Origin of the sequence: Nocardia sp. NPDC047038, assembly GCF_040644075.1 — a bacterium.
GTDB lineage: Bacteria > Actinomycetota > Actinomycetes > Mycobacteriales > Mycobacteriaceae > Nocardia > Nocardia sichangensis.
On record NZ_JBEYVQ010000002.1, the window covers coordinates 864,254 to 888,124 of the forward strand.

The window sequence follows — 23,871 nt, forward strand, 5'->3', positions numbered from 1 at the left end:
AACGCTATCTCGTCCGTCTTCTCGGGCCGGTCATCCCGTTCTTCGCCTTGGTACTTCCGTTCGCCGGCCCGATGCCGCTGAAGATCGGCTCGATCGTGCGGCGGGTCAGATCCGGCGCAATCCATTGAGGAACGGGCAGCCCGCCAGCGTGCGCACGGCGCGGCTGAGCCCCTCGATGTCGTGCGCCGGTGCGCTGAACGGCAAGCGGAAGTCGTGGTCGCCGTCGTGTCCTTCCACCCGCAGCGTGAGCCCGTACCGGTCGATGGCCAGCGGGTGCACGATGCCGCGCCGCAGGTGTGGCGGCAGATGCCTGGCCAGCTGGGCGACGACATCGGCGTGATCGGCCTGCATGTGCTGCAGCCACGCGGATTCCATGGCGCAGAACGGATCCGGCTGCGCCAGGCGCAGTTCGTCGCTGCGCACCGATTCCGCGCCAGTCGAGTCGGCCACCACCGCGGAGTCGATCACCAGCCGCAGCAGGGTGGCGCCGAAGCCGATGTCGAGCAGGCCCGGATGCGGGTAATCCTTGGCCACCTCGGTGGCCAGCGCGCGCTGCGCCTGGGTGGGCACCGCCCGTACCCAACCGCGCAGCCAGACCAACGCGCGCACCGGCTCGCGCAGCGGCAGTGGGGCGTGGTCGGTGAGCTCCAGCACCGCGGGCGCGCCGTGGTCTCCGGAGTTGCCTGCCAGGATCGCGGCGACCGAGGCCGTCGGCACCGCGATCACGGCATCGCCGCACTGCCGTACGTGGTGCACGGACGCGGGCGTCGGATCGATGCCCGGCATGGCCAGCACCGCTTGCTCCGCGTGCGCGCATGCGCTGCGCACTCGCTCGGCGGTGGACGGTGCGAAGGTCGAGGACGGACGCGGCATACAAACCTCCGTGGAGCGTGGCGCGCTTGACTGTTGATTAGGTTACCCTAAGCTAAGTGACGAGGCGGGGTTCCGCAAGCGTTCCGGTCCGGCTGATCGCAGCGAACTGGATCGGTTCCGGTCGAACCGGGTTGTTACGGTGAGGGCGTGTCGGAAGGGACGGAATCCGCAGAACCGGTGCTGGTGACGTTGTCGACGCCGCCGCGGCGCAGTCTGGTCGACGGGCTGGTCCGCAACATCGGCGCAAGTCCCGCCGCGCCGACGCTGGAGCTGGACGCGCCCGACACCGGGATCGCCGACTTCCTCGCGCACGTGGCCCACTCCGATACCGGCTTCGTCGCGCGCACTTCCTCGGGGGAACGGGCGCTGGCCATCGTCGCCGCCACAGCCGCCGCCCTGTGCGGCGAGGACATCGGCGCGGCCCTGCGCGACCCCGACATCGCCTTCCTGACCTCGCTGAAACCGCCAGCCGTCGAGGCGGTCCGTTCGGTCCTGCTCGCCATCGAAACCGAGGCCGCGGACCGGGTGAACGCCGCATTGCGCGTGCTCAACGGAGATTGAACACCGCTGAGGCGGTCGTGGAACAGATGACCCGGACCGGCAGGCCCTTCGCAATTGGTGGGGAGCCGAACGAGCGCGCAAGTAATCTCGTAACCGTGCCGCGAATCGCGTACTTCGGGCCGTCCGGAACTTTCACCGAGATGGCCCTCGCTCAATTGGAATCCTCGGGAACCTTCGCCGGGCCCGTCGAGCGGATCGCCGCGCCCAGCCAAGGCGCCGCGCTCGACCTGATCCGTTCCGGTGACGTGGATGGCGCGGTGGTGCCGATCGAGAGTTCCGTGGAGGGGTCGATCTCGGCGACGCTCGACTCCCTGGCAATCGGTCCGCGCCTGCAGATCGTCGCCGAGACCGAACTCGAAGTGAGTTTCACGATCCTCGGCAAGCCGGGCACGGCGTTACCCGACGTGCGCACTCTCGCCGCTTACCCCGTGGCCGCCGCGCAGGTCCGGTTGTGGGTGGCGCGGCATCTGCCGCAGGCGCAGCCCTACACCTCGGCGTCCAACGCCGCCGCCGCCGAGGACGTGGTGGCGGGCCACGCGGACGCCGCCGTGTCGACCGCCCTGGCCGGAGAGCGGCTGGGATTGATCGCGCTGGCCTCCGGGGTCGCCGATCACGAGCAGGCGATCACGCGGTTCGTGCTGTGCACCCGGCCCACCGCGGCGCCGCCCGCCACCGGCGCCGACCGCACCTCGATCGTGCTCGAGCTGCCGAACGTACCGGGCTCGCTGATGCGCGCCTTCGCCGAGTTCGCCACGCGCGGTATCGATCTGACCAGGATCGAGTCCCGGCCCACCCGAACGGGCATGGGCACCTACCGTTTCTATCTGGACTGCGTCGGGCACATCGACGACACCGCGGTGGCCGAGGCGCTCAAGGCGCTGCACCGCACCGCGCGGATCCGCTTTCTCGGATCTTGGCCGGCGACTTCCGCGACCGGTACGCCACCACCGTCGGACGAAGCGTCCGCGGAGTGGTTGATCCAGCTGAGAAAGGGGATGGCCGACCTATGACCGGGAGGTTGATTCTGGTCCGGCACGGCGAGACCGAGGGCAATGTCGCCAAGCTGCTGGACACCCGGATTCCCGGGTTGCCCCTGACCGAACGCGGTGCGGCACAAGCGAAGACGTTCGGTGAGGGCCTGCTCCGCCCGCCGCAGGTGCTGTTCTCCTCGGCGGCGCTGCGCGCGCGCCAGACCGCGAGCTACATCGAGGCGGCGACCGGTGTCGCCGCCATGGTGCTCGACGGACTGCACGAGGTACAGGCCGGCGACCTGGAGGGAGAACACAGCGAGGCGGCGCACCAGACCTTCCAGCGTATCTACCGTGCCTGGCACGAGGGCGATCTCACGCTGCGGGTGCCCGGCGGCGAATCCGCTCAGGATGTGCTGGATCGGTTCCTGCCCGCCATCGAGGAGCTGCGGAATACTTATCTGTCACCGGATGACGCCGCGCCCGGCGACGTGATGGTGGTGAGTCACGGTGCGGCCATGCGGCTCGTCGGCCGCACGCTTTCGGACGTGCGTCCGCCGTTCACCACGAACAACCACTTGGACAACACCGAGACCATCGAGCTGGTACCGATGCCGGACGGCGGGTGGGAGTGCATTCGGTGGGGACGATTCACGCCGCCGTTCGGCTACGAGGTGGCACCGACTTCGGACGATCCCATGGGTTAGCGACGCTCGTTCGGTGCTTCAAGACAGCTTCGGATTCCGCGGGAACTCTTCGCGTTCCGGTAGGAAGTTGATCAGATCCTGCACGGCCGTGCGCAGTCGCGCGGGAGTCCCGCTGCTGAGCGACGTCCACTTCACGCCGTCGTCGGACCTGCTCGCGGTCGCGATGAATCGGCCCGCGCGCGTGTTGAAGACGGCGATGTGGTTGTCGGCCGCGTCTCGGGTGCCATCGCCGTAGATCACACCGACGATCTCGGCATACGAGTGGATCTCGACCAGAGCCGCGGCCAAGGTCTTCGCATCCTGGGCCGGGTTGCCCACCTTCGCCAGCCGTTCCGCGGTGGCCGCGGCGTCGCCGGTGTCGCCGAAGATCGTGGCCAGCTCTTCGGTCGGGGCGTTCATGCCGTACAGCTCGAGCGGCTCGGCATAGCCGAGTGCCGCGAGAACCGTTCCGGGCAGGTCGTTTCCCGCCTCGTCGATGACGTAGGAGTCCTGTCCCCGAAGGGCGACGACCGGGAGGTCGACGCCCTTCGCCAGACAGAAGCGGCTCACCCAACCATCGACGACCAACCGCAGCGCGATGATCCAGTGGGGCCGGTGCAGCGCGCGCAGCCGATTCTCCAGATCACGATGCAGCACATCATCGATCAGGAGTTCCCGCTGGGCGAGTGACTCGGCGGCCGCGTCCATCGCCGCTTTGTGGTCGGTCAGATTGTCGTACCGTGCCCTCGCGTTCAGGACGACGGGGACCTCGATCTGCAGTTTCTCTACGAGGAACTGCATTTCGTCGAGCGACAGGACGACCGCGTCGAGCGTCGACGGGCTGCGGCCCGCACCGAGTACGGTCACCTAACCGTCCCGGTGAGGTCACCGCCGATGACCCCATCGGCGGTGAAGCGGCCGTCGTTGAAGTGCTCGGTCGACCGCAGGTAGTCCCGGCCGTCGTGTTCGGTCTCGTCGTCCTCGTCGCTGCGCGCCTGGTTACCGAGCAAGGGGTTGCCGTTGCCGGTGTTGGCAGGCCGGACCGGCGCCGCCTCGACGCCCTTGACCGCGACGCTCTCCTGCACCGGAGCCGTGCTGCCACCGATCGTGCCGTTGGAGCCCCAGCCTTCCGGAAGCTTGAGCGAGCCGCTGCTGATGCCCGCCGCCGATCCGAGACCGGAGAACGACACGGCACGCGTCGCCGCACCGGTAGCGGTGGCTGCCGCACCGATACCCATGGCCATGGGAGCCATGCCGGAGAAGGAGGGCGCGGAGCTGGTGGTGGCGGCCGCGATCGCGCTGCCCGCGACATTTCCGACGGTGGAGACACCGGTGGTGGCGATCGAGCCGACGGCCTGAGCGGCCTGGGTGGCAGCGCTCGCCACCCCGGGGTTGTTCAGGAACGCCTGGGTGGCGGCCACGGCAGCCTGGATCGGATCGGCCGGGACCTCGGTGGTCGTGTCCGCCGCCTGCTCGGGACTTGCCGTCCCCGCGCCCTTGGCGATCGCCGGCGGCAACAGGAACTCGGCGGGCGTGGCGACCATGGCGCTGGTCGCGGCCTCATAGGTCTCCATGACCAGCGCGGCACGGATGTCCATCGCGTTCCTGGCGACTTCGGCGGCTTCGAACGCACCGCTCAACACGCCGGGCGGGTTCGCCGACGCGGCCAAAGCGGTGTTGACGGCCGCGATCTCGGGCGGGCTCGGCATCGCCAGCGCGGCGACGGTGTAGGCGGTGGCGTTCGCCGCGGCCTTGGCGCCCATCGCGGCCGCCTGCACGCCCTGCTGCTCGGACCAGCCGAGGAAGCCGGTGAGCTTGCCCAGCGCGGCGATGCCGTTGATGCCCTGCATTCCGACGCCGAGTTCGGCCATAACCCTGGCGACCGTCGTCGTCGCGTCGATCCAGGCGGCGGTGAGCCCGCCCCATGCGGTGGCGGCGGCCGAGATCGGAATCGCGTGCGCGCCCGCGTGAAGTGTGGCCGAATTGATCTCCGACGGGCGCGCCGCCCAGATCACCCCGGTGACTCCTGCAACCATGTCTGACTTCTCCCCTGCTCAAAAGCGTTGCTGATGGATCTCGCTTGCGGAACTACACCTGGATGGCGCTGATGCCGGCGGCGCGGACCACGTCGCCCGCGACGTGCTGGGCCAGCTGCATGCGCAGCGTCGCCGCGGCGTGGTGGCACTCCAGAATCGCCTGCGCGATCGCGCGATCGTGCGACATCGCCCCCTGATTGAAATGGCTCGCGCTGAGGAAGGAGACTTCCTCCGCCCCGGAGGGCAGCACGTGCGTCGCGGGCGCGGTGATCGCCGCGGCGGCGGCCAGACGTTCGGCGACGAGGTCGAGTTCGGCCGCGGCGGCGAGAATGGCTTCGGGTGCGATCAGTACATGTCCAACCATGACTCGACTCCTTCTAGTGGCTGTGGGGCGGAACCACGAGAATTCCCCCTTCGAGTGATAGGACGCGACAGCAACGCGATCGGTTCCATCGAATCCCCAATTTTTCGATCTCCGTGCCGATTACACACCCACCGCTGGTGGTGCGCAATACAGCTCGGTTCAGACTATCCCCATCCCAGCTGATGCAGGCGGTCTTCGTCAATGCCGAAATAGTGTGCGATCTCGTGGATCACGGTGATCGCCACCTCTTCCACCACTTCGGATTCGTCGGCGCAGTGTTCGAGGATCGCCTCGCGGTAGATGGTCACGGTGTCGGGAAGCGCTCCGCCGTAATGACTGTCACGCTCGGTGAGGGCGATGCCGTGATACAGACCGAGCAGGTGTGGATTCTCCGGATCGCGCGGCTCGATCAGTACGACCACGTTGTCGATCGCGCGGGTCAGCTCGGGCGGGATGAGATCCAGTGCGTCGCCGACCAATTCCTCGAACCGGTCGGCGGACATCGTCACGGGCATCGGCGCTCGGCTACCTGGGCTGGGGCTGCGGCGGCAGGGGCGCGGCGCCCGGCAGCGGTGCGGGCGTGGAACGTCCGTTGTTCGGCGGCGGCACCGGAGCCTGGCCGTTGATCAGGATCTCGCCCTTGGCCGACCCGGTGATCGGCGCGAAGCCCTCCCGATCGGCTCCCTTGCCGATCATGCAGTCCAGCTTGCGGCTGCCCGCCATCCAACTGCGGGCATCGATGTAGTCGAAGAACAGCGTGAGCGTCTTGTTCCGGATGACGTCCGGTCCGCCCAGATAGTCGGTCGACGTGCGGGTGCACTCCTCCTCGACGAACTTGTCCTGGTCGTCCTTCGCGGGCGGGCCCCCGTTGAAGTGCGCGGCCAGATCGACGGTGGAGACGATCTCCACGGCGTGCGGCTGGGCACAGTCCACCGGATCGGTGGGCAGGTTCTGGTTGATGCCGAGGCACACGCCCGCCTCGTACACCTTGGACTGGTCGTGCTCGGTGGCGCTGCCGACCGACGGCGGGGTGCCGACGCTGGCCGCGATCTGCAGGCCGCAGCGCAGGGTGCGGTCACCGTGCTGCCAGCCGTCCGGGCTCGGATACATCAGCCCGACGATGTACTTGCCGCGCGGATCGAACCGGCCCGACATGTACTTCTGCACCGCGGGCACGCAGTGCTCCTCTTTCAACTCGGTCAGGCGCAGCGAGTCCGGGAACCGCGAGCCGGGACCGAACTCCTTGCCCGGATACCTGCTCATGTCGATGTCGGCCGCGACCTCGAACATGTGCTTGCTCGAGCAGTTCACCTTGGCCAGGTCCGATCGGTCCGGCTTGGTCCAGCTCAGGCAGTCGCCCTTGGCCGCGGTGCCGAACTCCTTCTCCAGCACCGGCTGCGCCGGGGCGCCGGGATTGTGCGCCTCCAGGCCCTTCTCGTTGTCGAAGCCGGTGACGAACAGCGTCACCAGGGCCGCCACCACGGCGCCGACGGCCACCGCGAGCAGGCCCCAGCGCAAGGTGTGGGCCGACAGATGCAGATCGCGCAGCTCGCCGTCGGCGAGGGCGGCTCTGGCCGAGTCGAACGAGCGCCGTACCGAGTCGGCGCGCGACGAAGCGCCGCGCTTGGGCGCCTGCGGGGACCGGGACATGCGTTCGGAGGACATCGCGGTCCATCATGGCAGTGTCGGTGCCGCGGTGCCACGACCTGCCCCGATCGGCGCGGCACGGGCCACGAGCGATTCAGCCGCGCAGGGCCGAGAGGAAGACGCCGGGCAATCGGGCGGGGTTGGCGTCGGCGTAGAACTCGGTGAGCCTGCGCCCGGTGGTCGCTGCGGTGGCGTTGTCGACGAACCACGGCGGCTTCGGAGAGAGGGCGAGTTCGCCGCCGAGCAGCGAGCGCGGCACCGGCCGGAACGGGCCGTGCACCACGGTCCGCTCCACATCGTCGAGCAGCAGGGCGTTGTGCACCACGCCGATACCGCTCTGCACGTCGTCGAGGGTGTGCCCAGGGAAGGCTCCCCAGGCGGCACGCGGCGCGAGGAAGGCCAGACCGGTCCAGCTGTTCACCGCGATCGCGCCGTAGCGCAGCCGTTCGATCGCGCGGTCGAAGGCGACACCGAGCCTGCGGATGGTCGTCGGATCGGCGATCACGTTCGCGCCGAGCGTGCCGGTCAGCTCGGCGTTGGCGAAGTCCACCGCGCGTTGCAAGAACTCGCCGCCCGTGTAGGGCAACTCCACCACGCCCAGCACGGGGGAGAAGTACTCCGTGCGCAGCAGCGGCGAGCCGGTGCGCGGCAGTCCGCCGACCAGCACCCGCCCCGCGCCGAGACGCTCGGCCTCCGGGTACGAGGCCAGCGCGTCGGCGACCCGCGCGTCGCTGCCCGGGTAGTAGGCCGTGCGCTGTGGCGCCCGCTCCATGGCCAGGCGGAGTTCGGCGAGGAACTCGTCCTTGCGGTCCCACTCGGCGCCGATCACCACCGCCTGCGCGGCCACGCAGTTGTAGCCGCCGTTGTGCAGCCGTTGGGTGGCCACGTGCTCGGCCTGGTAGCGCAGATCGGCGTCGGACCAGTCGCCGGGCACCACGATGGTCGGCGAGACGCCGCCCAGTTCGCTGCTGATCGGCTTGTCCAGCAGTGGCCGGTTGTGCTGCTTGCGTTCCGCGCCCTCGGCGCCGGGGCCCCACACGATGGCGTCGTGGGTCTGCGCGCTGCCGGTCATGTGCACGTGCGCGACGTCCGGATGACGCACCAGGTAGCCGCCCTGCTGCGCCCCGCCGGTGAGAATTCGCAGCGCGCCGATCTCCAGCAGCGGTTCGAACACCATCTCGAACACGGTGAACAGCGGGTCGGTGATCGGGTTGAGCTTCAGCGCGACCACCCGGTTGTGCGCGAACAGCTCGTACAGCGCGTCCAGCGGCGGAATCGAGGTGATGTTGCCCGCGCCGAGCACGGCGCCGATCCCGCCGGTCGCGGTGGGATCGAGCTGGGCGAGTCCGGCTCGCCGACGGGCGGCGTCGGCGTCGACGCCGGGACGCAGCCACACCTCGCCGCGGAAGCCGTTGAGCAGCAAGCGATCGTAGACGCCGAACGGGAATACCGGCACCGCCAGCCGCCCGCCCGGCGCCTCCCGCAGCGTGATGCCCGCCAGTGGACTTCGCCCGGTCTCCAGCGCGGCCAGGGTCGCCGACAGCGCGGCCGTGGCTTGCAGCATCGTCAGCGGCCCGGACATCCACTCCTCGCCGACCAGCGCGGAGTGCTCGTCGAGATCCTTGACGACGCACGCCGCGCGCACCCAGTCCTCCGCGAGGCGGCCGGTCCTGGCGTGGATCTCGTCGAGCAGCGCGCGGCGGCGGCGCAGCGAGGTCGCGGCCCACACTTTCTCGCCCGCCGCGAGATCGGCCAGCGCGTTGTCGATGGCCGTCTCGTCGAATGGGGTGCCCACAAACCCACTATGCGCGCGATCCGGGGTGGATGGTCCGCATCCTGGGATATCGGCGTGAAAGCGCAACACACCGACTACTAGGCTGGTGGCCCATGATCGACCTCCGATTCCTGCGGGACAACCCGGACGCGGTCCGCGCCTCGCAGCGCGCCCGCGGCGAAGACCCCGTTCTCGTCGACGCGCTGCTCGAGGCGGACGCGGCGCGGCGTGCCGCGGTGGCCACCGCGGACAACCTGCGCGCCGAGCACAAGGCGATGGGCAAGCTGATCGGTAAGGCGAGCAAGGACGAGCGGTCCGCGCTGCTGGCGCAGGCGTCGGAGATGTCGGTCAAGGTCAAAGAGGCCGAGGCCGCCCAGCACGCCGCCGACGTGGACCTGGACGCCGCGCACCGCGCCATCTCCAACGTGGTGCAGGACGGCGCGCCCGCGGGTGGCGAGGCCGATTTCGTCGTGCTGCAAACGGTCGGCGCGCCGCGGGAGTTCGACTTCGAGCCGAAGGACCACCTGGAGCTCGGCGAGTCGCTCGGCCTGATCGACATGGAGCGCGGCGCGAAAGTCTCCGGCGCCCGGTTCTACTTCCTGACCGGCTACGGCGCGCTGCTCCAGCTGGGAATGCTGCAGCTGGCCGCGCAGAAGGCGGTGGCCAACGGCTTCACCATGATGATTCCGCCGGTGCTGGTGCGCCCGGAGGTCATGGCGGGCACGGGGTTCCTCGGCCAGCACGCGGCGGAGGTCTACCACCTCGCCGACGACGACCTCTACTTGGTCGGCACCTCGGAGGTGCCGCTGGCGGGCTACCACTCGGACGAGATCCTCGACTTGAGCGACGGCCCCAAGCGCTATGCGGGCTGGTCGTCGTGTTTCCGCCGGGAGGCGGGCAGCTACGGCAAGGACACCCGCGGCATCATCCGGGTGCACCAGTTCGACAAGGTGGAGATGTTCGTCTTCACCACGCCCGACCAGGCCGACGCCGAACATCAGCGTCTGCTCGCCTGGGAACAGGAGATGCTCGCGGCGATCGAGGTGCCCTACCGGGTGATCGACGTCGCGGCCGGTGATCTCGGCAGCTCCGCCGCGCGCAAGTTCGACTGCGAGGCGTGGGTGCCCACGCAGCAGACCTACCGGGAGCTCACCTCGACCTCCAACTGCACCACGTACCAGGCGCGGCGGCTGGCCGTCCGCTATCGAGACGAGAACGGAAGGCCGCAGATCGCCGCGACCTTGAACGGCACGCTCGCCACCACCCGCTGGATCGTGGCCATTCTGGAGAACCACCAGCAAGCCGACGGGTCGGTCCGGGTGCCGTCCGCCCTGGTCCCGTTCGTCGGTACCGACGTGCTCCGACCGACGAATTGACAACGGACGAATGACGTTCAGGTAAATAGCTACTGGTTCGCCATGCCGTATTCCCGGGATGTGGCAACCAGGGGGATTCCTTATGTCTAGGCTATTCGTCGTGCGAGGAATCGGGTCTCGCGGCGATACCCGAACCCGGGTGCGGGCCGCGTCTGCGTTGGCGACGGCTATGGTCATGGCTCGGACCACCGGGGCGTTCTACGTCATGGGCGGGGTGCTCGGTCTGCTGATCACCGCCATCGCCCCTGGTGAAGAGGGTAATCGTCCGCTGGTAGGCGGGGCGGCAGCGGTGGCGCTGGTGCTCGGTCTCACGCTGCTCGCATGGGGCCCGCGACTGCCGCATTCGATCCATCACGTCTATGTCGCGATCGCGACGGTATTGGTGACGATCGCGGTGCATTCGTTCCCGAACACGGTGGGCGCGATCAGCCTCGCGGCGTTCTACGTCTTCATCGCGTGCGACGCCGCCCTGTTCTTCGCCTGGTCGCAGGCCGCCGCCCATATCGCGTTCGCCTTGGCGCTGTGCCTGTGGGTGCTGCCCGCGCGGCCGGTGACGCCCGGGTTGCCGTGGTGGTCGGGCCTGATCCCGGCCGGCGTGACCTTCGGTGTCGGCGTCGTCGTCGGGATCCTGACCAGGATGGCGTCCGAAGCCGACATCGACGTGCTCACCGGCCTGCTCAACCGGCGCGGCTTCGACCGGGCGCTGAACACCGCGATCCAGCAGGCCACCAGGTCCGGGCACGGACTCGCGCTGGTGCTGGTCGACCTGGACCGTTTCCAGAAGATCAACGACCATCTCGGGCACCGCGCCGGTGACGCCGTCCTGCAGCGGGTGGCCGACACCTGGTCGAAACTGCTGGCTCCCGATCAGCGCCTGGCGCGTTACGGCGGGGACGCGTTCGCCTTGCTGCTGCCGAACACCACCGAGCAGGCCGCGATCCTGCTCACCGAACAGCTGCGCGCCGCGGTGACCACCGGCTGCTCGGCCGGCGTGACCTCCTGGCAGCCGGGCGAATCGGGGTCGCTGCTGGTCAGCCGCGCTGACGTCGGCCTATACCGGGCCAAGCAGGCCGGACGCAACCGGACGGTGCTGGAGTCCTCGCGGCAGCTGCCGCTGGCGGTGGAACTGCGCGAGGCGATCGACCGGGGCGCCCTCGACGTGCACTACCAGCCGATCGTCAGCCTGACCGAAGGCGGCGGCAAGGCCGTCGGTGTGGAGGCGCTGCTGCGCTGGTCGTCGAGCGCGCAACCTGATGTCACCACCGAGGGCTTGATCCGCGTCGCCGAGGAATACGACCTCATCGCCGATCTGGACGAACTGGTGCTGCGCCGGGCCTGCGCGGACGCCGCCCGATTGCAGGAAACCTTCGCCCAGCTGGATCTCACACTGAACGTGAACGTCAGCGGGCTGGAGCTGGCCGAGACCGGCTACGCCGACCGGGTGGCGGGCATCCTCGCCGCCACGGGGTGGCCCGCCGACCAGCTGGTGCTCGAAGTGACCGAGAGTGAGCTGGCCGCCGAATCCCAGACCGCGATCGAGAATCTGCACACCCTGCGCGACCGTGGCGTGCGCATCGCCATCGACGACTTCGGCACGGGATACTCCTCGCTCAGCCGACTGGCCACGCTGCCGAGCGACATTCTCAAGGTCGATCAGTCCTTCGTCGCCGCGATCCGCTCGGATTCGCCCGCGCCGCCCTTGCTCGGCGTGATCGCCGCGCTCTCCAACGCGCTGGACCTGCAGGTCATCGCCGAGGGCGTGGAGACCGAATATCAGGCCGCAGTGCTCACCGAACTGGGCTTCGCACTCGCGCAGGGTTATCACTACAGCGATTCGCATCCGGTCTCGGAGCTGATCAGCGACCTCAACGAGAACAAGGGCCGGATCGGCCAAGGCGTCACCGACCGGGAGCTGGGCGACGGAGATTCGGTTCCGGCGAACGGCTGGGTGCCGTTGCCCTGATTCGCGCGGAGGCCGATTCCCTTCGACGCGCCCGAGCGGTAATTCCCTTGACGCCGCGAGGCAGGGATGGCCATGCTGATCGGCATGCGGTTGCTCGTCTACGCCTATTGATTCGCTGGATCGCCGCGCGCCCGTCGGACGGGTAGCGCGCGTACTTTCAGTCTGCGCTCGCTGACGGTTCGGGCGGTGCTCTTCAAGAGCACCGGTGAACTGATTCCGCTGTACGCGCTGTATGCCCTGCTGTTCGCCGACCACGGCATGAGCACGGGGCAGATCTCCTTGCTGTTCGCCATCTGGTCGATGACCTCGTTCCTGCTCGAGGTGCCCTCCGGTGCGTGGGCCGACACGGTTTCGCGGCGCGGACTGCTCGTGCTCAGCGGTGTTCTGCTGACGGCGGGCTTCGCGCTGTGGACGGCGGCGCCGTCCTTCACGGGCTTCGCCGCCGGGTTCGTGCTGTGGGGTACCTCGGGCGCTCTGGCCTCCGGCACCTTCGAAGCGTTGCTGTACGACGATCTCGCCGCCCGCGGTGCGTCGTCGACATATCCGCGCATCCTCGGTTACACCCGGGCCGGTGCGGAAACCGCCGTCGTCATCGCGATCGTCGCCGCGACGCCGCTGTATCTCATCGGTGGCTATGCCCTGGTCGGCTGGGCCAGTGTCGGTCTGGCCGCCGTGCACACGCTGGTCGCGCTCTCGCTGCCCACCGCGCCGAAGGCGGTGTCCGCGGCGAACGTCGATGATCTCGAAGAGGACGAGTCGGCATCTTTCGCGCCACCTTCCGTGGTGGCCGGTGAGACGGGCGGCTCCGCGGGTTCGAATGCGGATGTACGCGGGTCGGTCTCGGTGATCGAGGGCTATGACGAGACTCGGGATGATCAGGCGGACGTCACAAGGAGATACGCCGAGGGCGGTCGGACACCGGAGACGGTGCTACGTGCCGCTCGATCCGGCGTCGCTCGAACCGCCTTGGAGGAGGAAGGTGCCGGAGCGAGCGGCTCAAAGGAGGAAAGTGCCGGAGCGAGGGGCTTCACGGCGCAGCCCGCGGCATTCCATCCGGAGACCTCCCCGGCGCACTCGGGGCCGTTCGCGCGCTACCTCACCATGCTGAAGGCCGGTGTGGGCGAGGCCCTTCGCGTGCGGATGGTGCGCTACGGCGTGCTGCTGGAGGCGCTGCTGTTCGGGATCACGGCGTTCGACGAGTATTTCGCCTTGCTTGCGGAGGAGGCGGGCGTATCGACGGCCGTCGTGCCACTGCTGGTCGGCCTCACTGTGCTCGGTTCGCTGACCGGGTCGGTGCTGGCGGGGCGCACCGAAGGAATGTCGGGCCGGACGATGTCGATCGCGGTGGGTGTCGCGGGCGTGCTCTTCCTCGGCGGCGCGCTGATAGCCGGTCTCGCGACCGGTCGTCCGAACGCGGTGTACTTGCTGACCACCCTCGGCTTCGCGTCGATCGGAATCTCCTACGGCATCGTCTACAACGCGGGCATCGTCGCGGCCGCCCGCCTCCAAGACGCCATCGAGGGTCCCGCCCGAGCGACCGTCACCTCGGTCTCCGGTCTCCTGGGCGAGGTGATCGCTCTAGCGGTCTTCGGATTCGCCGCCCTCCTGACCCTCCACGCCGCCATGTCCACCCTCTTGGCCATCCTCGGCGCCTCCATCCTCGCCATCGCCGCCCTCATTCCCCGCTGGCTCCCACCCCGCCACTGACCACGGGCGGCACACGATCGAGAGCGCTTCTCGCGAAATGCCGCAGTGATGTGCCACTCGACGATTGGGTAGCGTGCGGGAGTGCGGTTGGGGCTGTTTGCGGGGTTCGGGATCGGTGCCGGGGTGGCGGTGCAGGGGCGTATCAACGGCGCGTTGGGGGCCCGGTTGGAGGATGGGATCGCCGCGGCCACGATCAGTTTCGGGGTGGGACTGGTCGTGTTGGGGGTGGCGTTCGCGGTGAGCGGGCGGCTGCGGGACGGTGGGCGGCGGGTGCGGCTGGCTCTGGCCGAGGGTGGGCTGCGGCCGTGGCAGTTGCTCGGCGGGCTGTGCGGCGCGTTCTTCGTCGCGTGCCAGGGGCTGACGGTCGCCGCGATCGGCGTCACCGCGTTCACCGTCGCGACCGTCGCGGGGCAGTTGCTCAGCAGCCTGGCCGTCGACCGGCTCGGGCTCGGTCCGAGTGGGCGGACGCCCGTCACCGGGGTGCGTCTCGTGGGTGCGGCGCTCGGGGTGGCGGCGGTGCTGGTAGCCGGATTCGGGCACCACCGCGCCACCGGTGGTCTCTCCGTGCCCGACGCGCTGCGCGGCACGCCGACCGTGTTGTTGATCGCGCTGCCCGCGCTGGCGGGCATCGGCCTGGCCTGGCAGCAAGCGGTGAACGGCAAGGTGGGCGCGGTCGGCGGAGCCATGTCGGCGGCGATGGTCAATTTCTGCGTCGGCCTGGCCGCGCTGCTCGTCATCGAGGCCGTGGTCATCGCGACTTCGGGCGGCCCGGCCGCATTCCCGACCGAGCCTTGGCTCTACACCGGCGGTTTCATCGGCGTCGCCTTCATCGCCCTCGCCGCCCTGGCGGTGCGGTGGATCGGCGTGCTGCTGCTCGGGCTCACCTCGGTGGCGGGACAGTTGCTGGCCTCCGTTGTCCTCGACGTGCTCACGCCGACCAGCGCGGGCTTGTCCGCCACCGCGATCGTCGGCTGTGTGCTGACGTTGGTCGCCGTCGCCATCGCGACTCGGTCGCAGTCCTGAGGACACTCGCCCGACATTCATGTTCGAAGTGCATGAATGTGGGAGGGTGCGCTCATGCTGATCGAATACGGGGTGTGGGTTTCGCGGCTGGGACTGACTGTCGTCTTCGCGCTGTCGGCCTGGGGCAAGCTGACGGATCGCGGCGCGGCACGGCAGGCGGTGAGCGATTTCGGGGTGCCGCTGCGCTGGGTGCCCGCGGTGGCCTGGGGGTTGCCGATCGCCGAGGCGATGATCGCGGTCGGTGTGCTGTTTCCATGGGTTTGCGGCCCGGCGGCGCTGGCGGCGCTGCTGCTGCTCGCCGTGTTCACCGTGGCGATCACGCGCTTGCTGCGGCGAGGTGAGCATCCTTCCTGTTCCTGTTTCGGTGCTGCGAGCGCGGCGCCGATCGGACCGAGGACGCTGGTGCGCAATGCTCTTCTCGCGGCGCTCGCCGTGGTTGTCGGCATCGGCGCGCAGACACATCCGCGCGTTCCGATGGGCCTGCCCGCCGACAACGCGGTCGGCTGCGCGGTTGTCGCCGCAGTGGTCGCGGTGCTGGTCTGGTTGACAGGCCAGCTGCGTGCCCTGCGCCGCCGAGTGGACGAGCAGGCGTTGTCCACGCTGGGTGCTGAGGGCTTGCCCGTCGGTGCGGTGGCGCCGGAGTTCGAACTGTTCGGCCCCGAGGGAACGAAGACCACGCTCGAGGATCTCTTGGCCTCGGCGAGGTCGGTGCTGCTGGTCTTCGTGCACCCCGGCTGCGAGCTGTGCGCGGCGCTGGCACGGGAACTGCCCCGCTGGCGTGCGCGAACCGGTGACGCCCTCGAGATCGTCGCGGTCGGCAACGGCGATGCCGCCGAGCAGGCCGCGTGGGGAGCCGAGCACGGGTTGGGCGACATTCCCTCGCTCGTGCAGCAGGGCAACGAGGCCGCTCTGCGTTACCGGGTGCGCGGTACGCCGTCCGCCGTGCTGATCGATCCCGAGGGACGTGTCGCCGCGCCGGTGGCCAGAGGGGGCATCGCGATCCGCGAGTTGATCAGCACGGTGCGGGCAGCGCCGCGCAAGCCGGCGCGCGACAAGATCCCGGCCGGGGCCGCGCGTTAGTTTCGGGGCGTACCTCTTTTCTGCCGCCGAGACCGACCCGAGCCCGGTTATCTACTGGTTAGCAAATTTCTAGCAAATCTACGGTGATGCGCCGATAGGATCGAACCGCACCGGTGCGGATTCGCCATCCAACCAACACGACCCATCGACAAGAGGGGAAGACATGGCGCTCTTCGCATTCACCGACTACTCCGGCAAAGAGTTCATCATCCAGCTCACCAACGAGCAGCGGATCGCTGAAGCACGCCGCATCCTGTCGGGTGACGAGCAGATGTCCGTCCACGTCATGGGCCGGATCCGGAAGATGCCCGCCCCCTACAACCCGGGTTGGGACTTCCATCTGGACCCCGACACCATCACCTTCTTCACCATGGCGATCGAGGTTTGCGACGCCAGCATCATGTACGTGAACGATCACCTGGACGAGGCGTGCGGCGCGTTTCTGCCGGGCTGCTTCTGGTGTCCGTGGTCGTCGAAGCTGACCCGCGAGGTCGCCGACCGGTAATCGGCTGGCAAACGCTTCCGGCCGGCGTGTGAACGCCGGCCGGAAGTCTCGGATTCAGTCCAACTTGCGCGAGCGCAATTCGTGGCCCTTGGACGTCTTGCACCGTCCCGACTCCAGGTCCCACTGCCAGCCGTGCAGGTTGCAGGTCAGCGTGTTGCCTTCGACCACACCGAACTTCGACAGGTCCGCCTTCAGGTGCGGGCACCGCCGCTGCACCTCCCAGCCGCTGAGTTCGGTGGAGGCGGAGTCGTCGTGCGCCTCGGAGAACCAGCCGTCGGCGTAGGCGATCCGCTCGTCGGTGAGGCATTTGAAGAAGGTGTAGAGGAACTCGTTGTATCCGCCGATGCGCCAGGCCTGGAAGCGGGTGGACAGGAAGATGGTGTTCACCCAGTCGGGCTCCCGGTCGCGCAGCACCGTGCGCACCAGCTCCGGCGCGATGCGGAAGCCGTAGCGGTAGCGCCCCTCGCCTTCGATCGGCTCGCGCACCGTGCGCTTGGGGAAGTCCAGCACGACGGTCTCCTCGCCGATCACCAAGCCGACCGGGTAGCCGATGCCGTCGCAGATCACGTCGCTCTGGGCCATGATCGGCTCGAACACTTTGCGCAGCGGCTCCAGCAGCGAGCCATCGCCGCGCTCCCAGGTCGCCTTCTCGGCCTCCAGTACCGGGGCGAGGCGCTGGGCCATCCGTTCGATGTACTCGGCCTTGTTGTCGTAGATCTCGGCGGGATCGCTCGGGTGGGTCAAGGTCAGCTCGGCGCCGCGCACGTCCGCGACCGAGCCGGGGATCATCAGGATCCCGCCCCCGTTGCCGTGGATCTCCATCTGCTCCAGGAACACCTTCTGGTCGGGGAAGATGTTGCCTTCGTCACCGCGATCGTCGTTGAGGTAGCGCAACTCGTCGTCCAGGAACACCGGCGGACCCGCCGACGGCACCACCCAAGTCGCGCCGACCTGCTCGATGTAGCTGCGGGCCCGGTCCATGCCGCGCTGACGCTTCTGCTTGCCGAAGTTCGACTTGGTGCGGGCCGGGATGTCGTAGACCATCGGGTACCAGATCGCGCCCGAGTACTGCAGCAGGTGGATGTCGACGTGGCCGAAGGCGTCCTGCAGCACGTCCATGTCGACCGGGCGGGCGTCGTTCATGTTGAAGCAGGTGGTCTCGCCGTCGGAGACCACGAGCCCGGAGTCGCCGATCGGGCCGTCGGCGGGCGCGCGCAGCGCGATGATCATGACGTCCAGGTCCCCGCCGGGGCCGGTCACCGTGTGCTTGACCGAGTCCTCGGTCTCGAAGAACTTGTGGAAGCCCAGCTGCTCGAGCTCCCGGCGCAGATCCGGCACGGGATAGTCCGGCAGCAGCACGGTCGCGTCCTTGTTCACGTGCTCGGCCAGCGTCTTCGCGTCGAAATGGTCGCGGTGCAGGTGCGAGACGTAGAGGAAGTCGCATGCGCCCAGCTCGTCCCAGTCCAGCTGGGTGTTGTCGGGGAACGGGAACCAGGAACCGAAGTACGCGGGGTTCACCCAGGGATCGCAAAGGATCGACCCGGCCGCGGTGCGGATGTGGAATCCGGCGTGTCCGACGCTGGTGATCTGCACTAGCTGCTCCTCCTGCTGTTTACCAGCCAACCAGGGTAGTAGTTACGGCGAGACATCGCCGATGCAGTAGCCGTCCGTCCCGGAGCGCAAGGTGAAGGTGCGGGTCTGCGTCACACCGGAGGAGTTGGTCACCGGCACGAGCACCGCGATGTAGTCGGTGTTCACCTGCTCCGACCGGATCTGCTGGTCGGCGAACTCGGCGGCCCCGGTGAGCACGCCCTGGTTGTTCGCCAGCGGCGCGGGGCTCGGACGCCCGGTGCCCTTGGGATCCCAGGACGCCGGGGACGCCTTACAGATCAGAGGGTAGTCGCCTTCTTTGTCGGCGGGGTCGAGCGGAGTGCCGACGAAGCGGGAGAGGTACCGGCGCACGGTGTGCCGGGCGTCGGCGTCGTTGTAGGTGATCTCCGCACCGGCCGTCGCGACGCGCGGGCAGGCGTAGCCGGTCTCGATCTCGGCGCGCTGGACGGCGACGGTGGTGGTCGGGCTCTTCCAGACGACGGCGTCCTCGCCCGCCGTGCCGGGCTGGGCCAACGCGGTGAGGACGGCCTGCTGGTCTCCGTACATCTCGGCGACGTTCCTGGGCGCGATGGTCCAGCACTTGTCCTGCATCTCGGCGATGGTGTGCGAGCGGAGGTCGGCCGCCCAGCGCCGCATCGCCGGGGCGGCGGCAGGCACCCCCGCGACCGCGCCGACCGCCGGAGCGTCGGCGGGAACCGGCGGAAGCGCGGAGGTGCTCGGCGGGGGTGCGGCCGGGACGGCGGCCGGCGGTGTCGTGCGAACGGCCGCCTGCGGCGGGGTCTCCTCCGGAATGCCGACGACGGAATCGCATCCGGTCAGCGCGATCGCCGCGATCAGGGCGGAGCCGCAGGCCAGCGCGGCGCGGGTCGCTCGCCCGGCCCGGTTCCGCTCGCGTGCTGCACTGCGGTCGTACTCGCGCGGTACCGATCGGGCGCGTTCCACTTCGACGATCCTCTTCTCTCCGGACGTGCGGTCGGGGCTGCTCATGCGTCCTCGCTCCGGCGCGGCGCGCGGCGGCGGCGAACTGCCGATGGGGACGAGCAGCGACTACGCTAGCGGACTTGTGGAACCCGTCTACCGGACGATCATCGGCCTCGCCCGTACCGTCTTCTTCATCGAAGGTCTGAAGTTCACCGTCAAGGGCGATGAACACATTCCCGCCCGAGGTGGCGCCGTGCTGGCGGTGAACCACACCGGCTACATGGACTTCACCTACGCGGGCCTGCCGGTGCGCACCCCGAAGCGCTACGTCCGGTTCATGGCCAAGAAGGAGGTCTTCGACGACAAGATCTCCGGCCCGATCATGCGCGCGCTCAAGCACATCCCCGTCGACCGTTCGGCGGGCGCGGATTCCTACAAGGCCGCTGTGGACTATCTGCGCCGTGGCGAGCTGGTCGGGGTGTACCCCGAGGCGACGATCAGCCGCAGTTTCGAGATCAAGGAATTCAAGTCCGGCGCGGCGCGCATGGCCATCGAGGCGGAGGTGCCGATCATTCCGATCGTCATCTGGGGCGCGCAGCGGGTCTGGACGAAGGGGTTCCCGAAGCGGCTGGGCCGCACCAACACGCCCATCTCGATCGCGGTCGGCGAGCCGATCCAGCCGTTCGAGCCCGCCGCCGAACTCACCGCCAAGCTCCGCTCGACCATGCAGGAAATGCTGGCCGACCTGCAGAAGGACTATGTGCACGAGCCCGGCGCGTACTGGGTTCCGGCCCGGCTCGGCGGCAGCGCTCCTACCCTGGAAGAGGCGGACGCGATGGACGCCGCCGAAGCCGAGGCGAAGGCCGCGCGCAAGAACGCGGCGGGGCAGTAGCGGGAGGTGCGATGGCGCGCGAACCGGTTTACGACATTCTCACCGGATTGGCCCGCGCCATCTTCTTCGCGCAGGGTCTGCGCCTCGATATCCAGGGCAGGCAGCACATTCCGCGTTCCGGCGGCGCGGTGCTGGCGGTGAATCACACGGCTTATCTGGATTTCATGGAAGTCGGACTGGTCGGGCGCAAGTCCGGCCGCAACGTCCGGTTCATGATGAAGGCCGAACTGGAACACGGCATCGTCGGCTTTCTCATGAAGCACTGCAAGGCGATCGGCGTCGATCGCACGGCCGGAGCCGAGTCGTACGCCCGCGCGGTGACCGCTTTGCGCGAGGGCGAGGTGGTCGTGGTCTATCCCGAGGCGACGATCAGCCGCAGCTTCGAGTTGAAGGAATTCAAGTCCGGTGCGGCGCGCATGGCGGTCGAAGCCGGGGTCCCGATCGTTCCCCTGGTCATCTGGGGCGCTCATCGGATCTGGACCAAGGACATCCCCAAGCAGTTGGGCCGCCATAATTTTCCGGTCACCATCCGGATCGGCGCACCGATCCCACCCGATGAACCGGCCGAGAAACTCACCGCCACCTTGCGGACGCGGATGGGTGAGCTTTTGGACCTCGCTCAACGCGACTATCCGATGGTGGAGGGCGCCCGCTGGGTCCCCGCACGGCTCGGTGGAACCGCCCCGACTCTCGCGGAGGCGGCTGTGCTGGAACGCGAGGAGATGGAGAGGCGGCGGCGCGCGAAGGCGCGGTGACGGCGCTGTACCCGCCACGCTGCCGTGTCACGAGGTCGGGCAAGGACCTCGTGACACGTCGTAGGGCGGCACTCGATCAGGCCGCGTCGAGCGCTGCGGTGATCTTGCGGACCATCTCGGCCGGGACGGGGCTGGGCGCGCCCTTGTGGGATCCGGCGGCTGCGTCGATGGCGACGAGGACGGTGCTGCGGAAGTTGTCGGCCTCGGCCGGGTCCTGATTCGCGAGCAGCCTCATCGCCGCGGTCAGGGCAGGCAGCACATGGTCGGCGAGTTCGGCGACGTTCTTGCCGTTCAGGGTGATGTCCTTGGACTTCGCGGCGAGTACGTGCCCGACCAGGCCGGTTGCCGACGACAGGGCGATGCTGCCGTGCGTGGCGGCCTTGTGGGGCGAGCCGGTGGCGTCGGCGGCGGCCGTGAGCGATACGGCGCCGTAGGCGGCGGTGCGGACGGTGGCCTTGTCCTGGTCGGTCAGGGTGATGGACATGGTGGTGTGCTCCTTCGAGATGTGGGGGGGGGGTCGGCGGGCCGGTCAGTGTCTCGGCGAGCCGTGCTGGTCTCCGGCCGGTGCGGTCTGGCGGACGGCATCGGCGATGGCGCGGAAGTCCTTGCGCAGGATCGCGCCGTGGTTGCCGGCGACCTTCGCGCCGATCCGGATGTTCGGATTGCGGGCGCACACGCCGTCCAGGCTGGTGCGGATTCGCTCTTGCTCGTCGCCACGGCTTCCGAACGACGTCCCCGAAGCAACCACATACCGCACCGGAACAGTGCTGCGGTCCAGCAGGGGACCCAATTCGCGCTCACGGGAGAGCTTGCCGAGCTCGATGTTGCTCTCGGCCATCTGTTCGGCGGTCATCCGCGGGGTCAGACCGGTCGGGCGCAGCAGCGGCGTGAACCAGCTCAGCCGCTTGAACAGCTTGCGGATCCGCTGCTCCATGGCCTCGTCGAGCCAGTCGTACGGGAACGCGCCGTCGACCAGCACCGCGCCCATGGCACGGTCCGGATTCCGGTCGGCCCAGTGCGCCGCGACGACTGCCCCGTAGGACCAGCCCACCAACAGCGCCCGGTGCACCCCTCTGGCCGCCGAGACCGCATCGACGTCCCGGACGGCGGCGTCGAAGGAGTAGTCCGCCGAACGCCGGGATTTGCCGCGGGCGCGCTCGTCGAAGGTGATGTGCCGGTAGGCGGGGCCGAGCTCGGCGATGACCCGCCGCCAGTAGCCCTGAGTGGCGAACTGGCCATTGCAGTAGATCACGGGGATACCGGGACCGCCGGTGTCGGTGACCGCCAGGGCGGTATCGTCCACCGGCACCGTGCCGCTCCACTTCGAAGCGGGGGCCGGGTTGCTGTTCTTCGTCATGGCAACAACTCTCGGTGTCCGGCCTGACACCGCCCTGACACCCGCCTGATACGGCCACTGACACCGTGTTTCGCGGCGACGGTTGTGTTCAGCCCAGATCGGGTGCGTTCTCGACCGCCCTACGCGAGCGGCGGTCGGAACATCCGACTACCGCCCGGTCCGCAGGGCCTTCAGTACGCTCCGTCACCCCGGGCCACCACACCGACCGTGCGCGCGATCAGCCGCAGGTCCATCCGCATGGACACGTTCTCCACGTAGGACAGATCGAGCCGCACGGCGTCTTCGAGCGGAAGGTCCGACCGGCCACTGACCTGCCACAAGCCGGTCAGCCCCGGCTTCACGAGCAGGCGTCGGCGCATCATGTGGTCGTAGGTGTCGACTTCTCGCCGCACTTGCGGTCGCGGCCCGACCACGCTCATGTCGCCGCGCAGCACGTTGAGGAACTGCGGCAGCTCGTCGAGACTGTACTTGCGCAGGAATCGTCCGACCGGCGTGACGCGGGGATCGATCTTCATCTTGAAGAAGACCGGATTTGCACCCTGCTGTGCGATCAAAGCTTCGGCATATCGGTCGGCATCGTCGTGCATACTGCGAAACTTGATCATGCGGAAGGGCAGGCCGTATCGGCCGATGCGTTCGGACAGGTAGAAGACCGGGCCGCGGCTGGTGGTCTTCACCGCGATCGCGATCACGAGGAACACCGGCAGCAGCAGTAGCAGGCACATCGTCGCGAAGACGATGTCGAAGGCCGTTTTGCTGACCGACCGAGCCCGCTCGTACTGCGGTTCGGCGATGTGCATCATCGGCATTCCCGCGACCTGCCGATTGGTGAGCCGGGATATGGCGATGTCGACCGCCCCTGGCGCCAGCATGAACTCGACTCCCAGCGCATCCAGTTCCCAGGCGAGCCTGCGCAACTCGGTCGGACCGAGATGCCGGGTCGGACCGATGGCGACGGTGTCGGCGTGGGTGTGCAGGACCGCCCGCAGCACGGCGCTGTCGTCGCCGACGACCGCGACCGTGCCGCCGGTGAACGCCAGCGGCGCATCTCCTGGTTGCCCACCCGGCACGCAGGCGCCGACAACGTTGTACCCGGCGCCCGGGTCTGTGGCGAACGCCGCGGATATCGCCGCGGCCGCTTCGGCCGTACCGACCACGAGTACGGCCGAACGATAGCGTCCCCGGCGGCGTGCCCTGGCAAGCTGGTGGCGCCACCACAGTCGTCCACCGACCACCGCGAGTACGCCCGCCGGAAAGGCGATCGCGAGATACCCTCGGGCGAACTTGATTTCGAGTGCCAGTGACGTGAATGCCAGTACGCCGAACAGGTGCATCGTCGCCGACATCAGCCGCCGGAATTCCTCGACACCGCTGCCGACCAGCTGCGGCGCACGGCTGCCCGCACTACCGAGGATCGCGAACCAGCCCGCGACCAGCGCCCCGGACACCATCGTGTAACCGACCCGGTACGGCCCTTCCCAGGCCAGCGGCGGAGCGCCGCCCTCATTGAAACGGATCAGCTGCGCACTCCCCACGGCGATGGATACGGCGGCGAAATCGGTGATGGCGAGGCGGCGTACGTACTCCGATCGCCAGGCCTTACGGGTCGAGACGGTAACCGGGGTAACCGTGAGGGATCGTGGGATTTCGGCGGTCCCATGCCATTCCGGGACAGCCTTGGATTTCATCAAGAGAACACCCCTCCTGGGGCAACGGTGGAATTGCTACCCGATCCGAGGATCGGCTGTCCCGGCAGCGTCCCGACCGCCTCT

At 68.7% G+C, this 23,871-nt stretch carries 23 protein-coding genes; 11 read left to right on the top strand and 12 right to left on the bottom strand.

The annotated features are described in order from the left end of the window. Nucleotides 1–105 precede the first annotated feature (105 nt). Nucleotides 106–873, bottom strand: a complete 768-nt coding sequence (locus ABZ824_RS12090) for a DUF2470 domain-containing protein (protein ID WP_355073287.1) — start codon at nucleotides 871–873, stop codon at nucleotides 106–108. Between the two features lie 147 nt (nucleotides 874–1,020). Between ABZ824_RS12090 and ABZ824_RS12095 the strand changes: the two genes are divergently transcribed. From ABZ824_RS12095 to ABZ824_RS12105, 3 genes are all read left to right on the top strand, one after another. Next, the gene (locus ABZ824_RS12095) at nucleotides 1,021–1,434 is read left to right on the top strand and encodes a hypothetical protein (RefSeq protein WP_356963288.1); all 414 of its coding nucleotides are present in this window, start codon (nucleotides 1,021–1,023) and stop codon (nucleotides 1,432–1,434) included. A 95-nt stretch (nucleotides 1,435–1,529) separates the two neighbouring features. After that, a complete protein-coding gene (pheA, locus tag ABZ824_RS12100) occupies nucleotides 1,530–2,444 on the top strand; it encodes a prephenate dehydratase (RefSeq protein ID WP_356963289.1) in 915 nt (304 codons plus the stop codon). Beyond that, nucleotides 2,441–3,109, top strand: coding sequence for a histidine phosphatase family protein (locus tag ABZ824_RS12105; protein WP_356963290.1), 669 nt, complete (start codon nucleotides 2,441–2,443; stop codon nucleotides 3,107–3,109). The genes pheA and ABZ824_RS12105 overlap by 4 nt, the downstream gene beginning before the upstream one ends. 18 nt (nucleotides 3,110–3,127) lie before the next feature. On the opposite strand, the gene ABZ824_RS12110 is transcribed toward ABZ824_RS12105, so the two are convergent. From ABZ824_RS12110 to ABZ824_RS12135, 6 genes are all read right to left on the bottom strand, one after another. Then, nucleotides 3,128–3,955 (bottom strand): ESX secretion-associated protein EspG, encoded by an 828-nt coding sequence (locus ABZ824_RS12110; RefSeq protein ID WP_356963291.1) that lies wholly within the window; start codon nucleotides 3,953–3,955, stop codon nucleotides 3,128–3,130. Next, complete coding sequence (locus ABZ824_RS12115; RefSeq protein WP_356963292.1) at nucleotides 3,952–5,124, bottom strand: PPE family protein; 1,173 nt, start codon at nucleotides 5,122–5,124, stop codon at nucleotides 3,952–3,954. Before ABZ824_RS12115 ends, ABZ824_RS12110 begins: the two co-directional genes overlap by 4 nt. A gap of 52 nt (nucleotides 5,125–5,176) precedes the next feature. After that, a complete protein-coding gene (locus ABZ824_RS12120; protein ID WP_159849106.1) occupies nucleotides 5,177–5,488 on the bottom strand; it encodes a PE domain-containing protein in 312 nt (103 codons plus the stop codon). 164 nt (nucleotides 5,489–5,652) lie between these two features. Further along, nucleotides 5,653–6,003 (bottom strand): metallopeptidase family protein, encoded by a 351-nt coding sequence (locus ABZ824_RS12125; RefSeq protein WP_355073276.1) that lies wholly within the window; start codon nucleotides 6,001–6,003, stop codon nucleotides 5,653–5,655. Between the two features lie 10 nt (nucleotides 6,004–6,013). Further along, nucleotides 6,014–7,153, bottom strand: coding sequence for a septum formation family protein (locus tag ABZ824_RS12130; RefSeq protein ID WP_355073275.1), 1,140 nt, complete (start codon nucleotides 7,151–7,153; stop codon nucleotides 6,014–6,016). 76 nt (nucleotides 7,154–7,229) lie between these two features. Beyond that, nucleotides 7,230–8,930: an aldehyde dehydrogenase family protein gene (locus ABZ824_RS12135; protein ID WP_356963293.1), complete on the bottom strand. Its 1,701-nt coding sequence runs from the start codon at nucleotides 8,928–8,930 to the stop codon at nucleotides 7,230–7,232. A gap of 92 nt (nucleotides 8,931–9,022) precedes the next feature. Between ABZ824_RS12135 and serS the strand changes: the two genes are divergently transcribed. From serS to ABZ824_RS12165, 6 genes are all read left to right on the top strand, one after another. Beyond that, on the top strand, nucleotides 9,023–10,285 hold the full coding sequence (gene serS, locus ABZ824_RS12140; protein WP_356963294.1) for a serine--tRNA ligase: 1,263 nt from the start codon (nucleotides 9,023–9,025) through the stop codon (nucleotides 10,283–10,285). 175 nt (nucleotides 10,286–10,460) lie between these two features. Next, nucleotides 10,461–12,248, top strand: a complete 1,788-nt coding sequence (locus ABZ824_RS12145; protein ID WP_355073270.1) for a bifunctional diguanylate cyclase/phosphodiesterase — start codon at nucleotides 10,461–10,463, stop codon at nucleotides 12,246–12,248. A gap of 162 nt (nucleotides 12,249–12,410) precedes the next feature. Beyond that, nucleotides 12,411–13,955, top strand: coding sequence for an MFS transporter (locus ABZ824_RS12150; RefSeq protein WP_356963498.1), 1,545 nt, complete (start codon nucleotides 12,411–12,413; stop codon nucleotides 13,953–13,955). Nucleotides 13,956–14,036: 81 nt separating this feature from the next. After that, nucleotides 14,037–14,978, top strand: coding sequence for a DMT family transporter (locus ABZ824_RS12155; RefSeq protein ID WP_356963295.1), 942 nt, complete (start codon nucleotides 14,037–14,039; stop codon nucleotides 14,976–14,978). A 54-nt stretch (nucleotides 14,979–15,032) separates the two neighbouring features. Further along, the gene (locus ABZ824_RS12160) at nucleotides 15,033–16,058 is read left to right on the top strand and encodes a MauE/DoxX family redox-associated membrane protein (protein WP_356963296.1); all 1,026 of its coding nucleotides are present in this window, start codon (nucleotides 15,033–15,035) and stop codon (nucleotides 16,056–16,058) included. A 163-nt stretch (nucleotides 16,059–16,221) separates the two neighbouring features. Next, nucleotides 16,222–16,563 carry a hypothetical protein gene (locus ABZ824_RS12165; RefSeq protein ID WP_039794242.1) on the top strand — a complete coding sequence of 114 codons (342 nt, stop codon included), beginning with the start codon at nucleotides 16,222–16,224 and terminating at the stop codon, nucleotides 16,561–16,563. Between the two features lie 54 nt (nucleotides 16,564–16,617). Here the strand turns inward: ABZ824_RS12165 and ABZ824_RS12170 are convergent, their stop codons facing one another. Continuing rightward, nucleotides 16,618–18,156, bottom strand: coding sequence for a Rieske 2Fe-2S domain-containing protein (locus ABZ824_RS12170; RefSeq protein WP_356963297.1), 1,539 nt, complete (start codon nucleotides 18,154–18,156; stop codon nucleotides 16,618–16,620). A gap of 42 nt (nucleotides 18,157–18,198) precedes the next feature. After that, nucleotides 18,199–19,161, bottom strand: a complete 963-nt coding sequence (locus tag ABZ824_RS12175) for a hypothetical protein (RefSeq protein WP_356963298.1) — start codon at nucleotides 19,159–19,161, stop codon at nucleotides 18,199–18,201. Between the two features lie 76 nt (nucleotides 19,162–19,237). Here ABZ824_RS12175 and ABZ824_RS12180 point away from each other — a divergent pair, with 76 nt between their 5' ends. Beyond that, nucleotides 19,238–19,987 carry a lysophospholipid acyltransferase family protein gene (locus tag ABZ824_RS12180; RefSeq protein WP_356963299.1) on the top strand — a complete coding sequence of 250 codons (750 nt, stop codon included), beginning with the start codon at nucleotides 19,238–19,240 and terminating at the stop codon, nucleotides 19,985–19,987. A gap of 11 nt (nucleotides 19,988–19,998) precedes the next feature. Beyond that, nucleotides 19,999–20,742, top strand: a complete 744-nt coding sequence (locus ABZ824_RS12185) for a lysophospholipid acyltransferase family protein (protein WP_355073259.1) — start codon at nucleotides 19,999–20,001, stop codon at nucleotides 20,740–20,742. A gap of 76 nt (nucleotides 20,743–20,818) precedes the next feature. Here the strand turns inward: ABZ824_RS12185 and ABZ824_RS12190 are convergent, their stop codons facing one another. From ABZ824_RS12190 to ABZ824_RS12200, 3 genes are all read right to left on the bottom strand, one after another. Then, entirely contained in the window at nucleotides 20,819–21,226 is a 408-nt protein-coding gene (locus tag ABZ824_RS12190; RefSeq protein ID WP_356963300.1) for a hypothetical protein, read from the bottom strand. A gap of 45 nt (nucleotides 21,227–21,271) precedes the next feature. Then, the gene (locus tag ABZ824_RS12195) at nucleotides 21,272–22,099 is read right to left on the bottom strand and encodes an alpha/beta hydrolase (protein ID WP_356963301.1); all 828 of its coding nucleotides are present in this window, start codon (nucleotides 22,097–22,099) and stop codon (nucleotides 21,272–21,274) included. Between the two features lie 170 nt (nucleotides 22,100–22,269). Then, nucleotides 22,270–23,787, bottom strand: a complete 1,518-nt coding sequence (locus ABZ824_RS12200; protein ID WP_356963302.1) for a sugar transferase — start codon at nucleotides 23,785–23,787, stop codon at nucleotides 22,270–22,272. Between the last annotated feature and the right edge of the window lie 84 nt (nucleotides 23,788–23,871).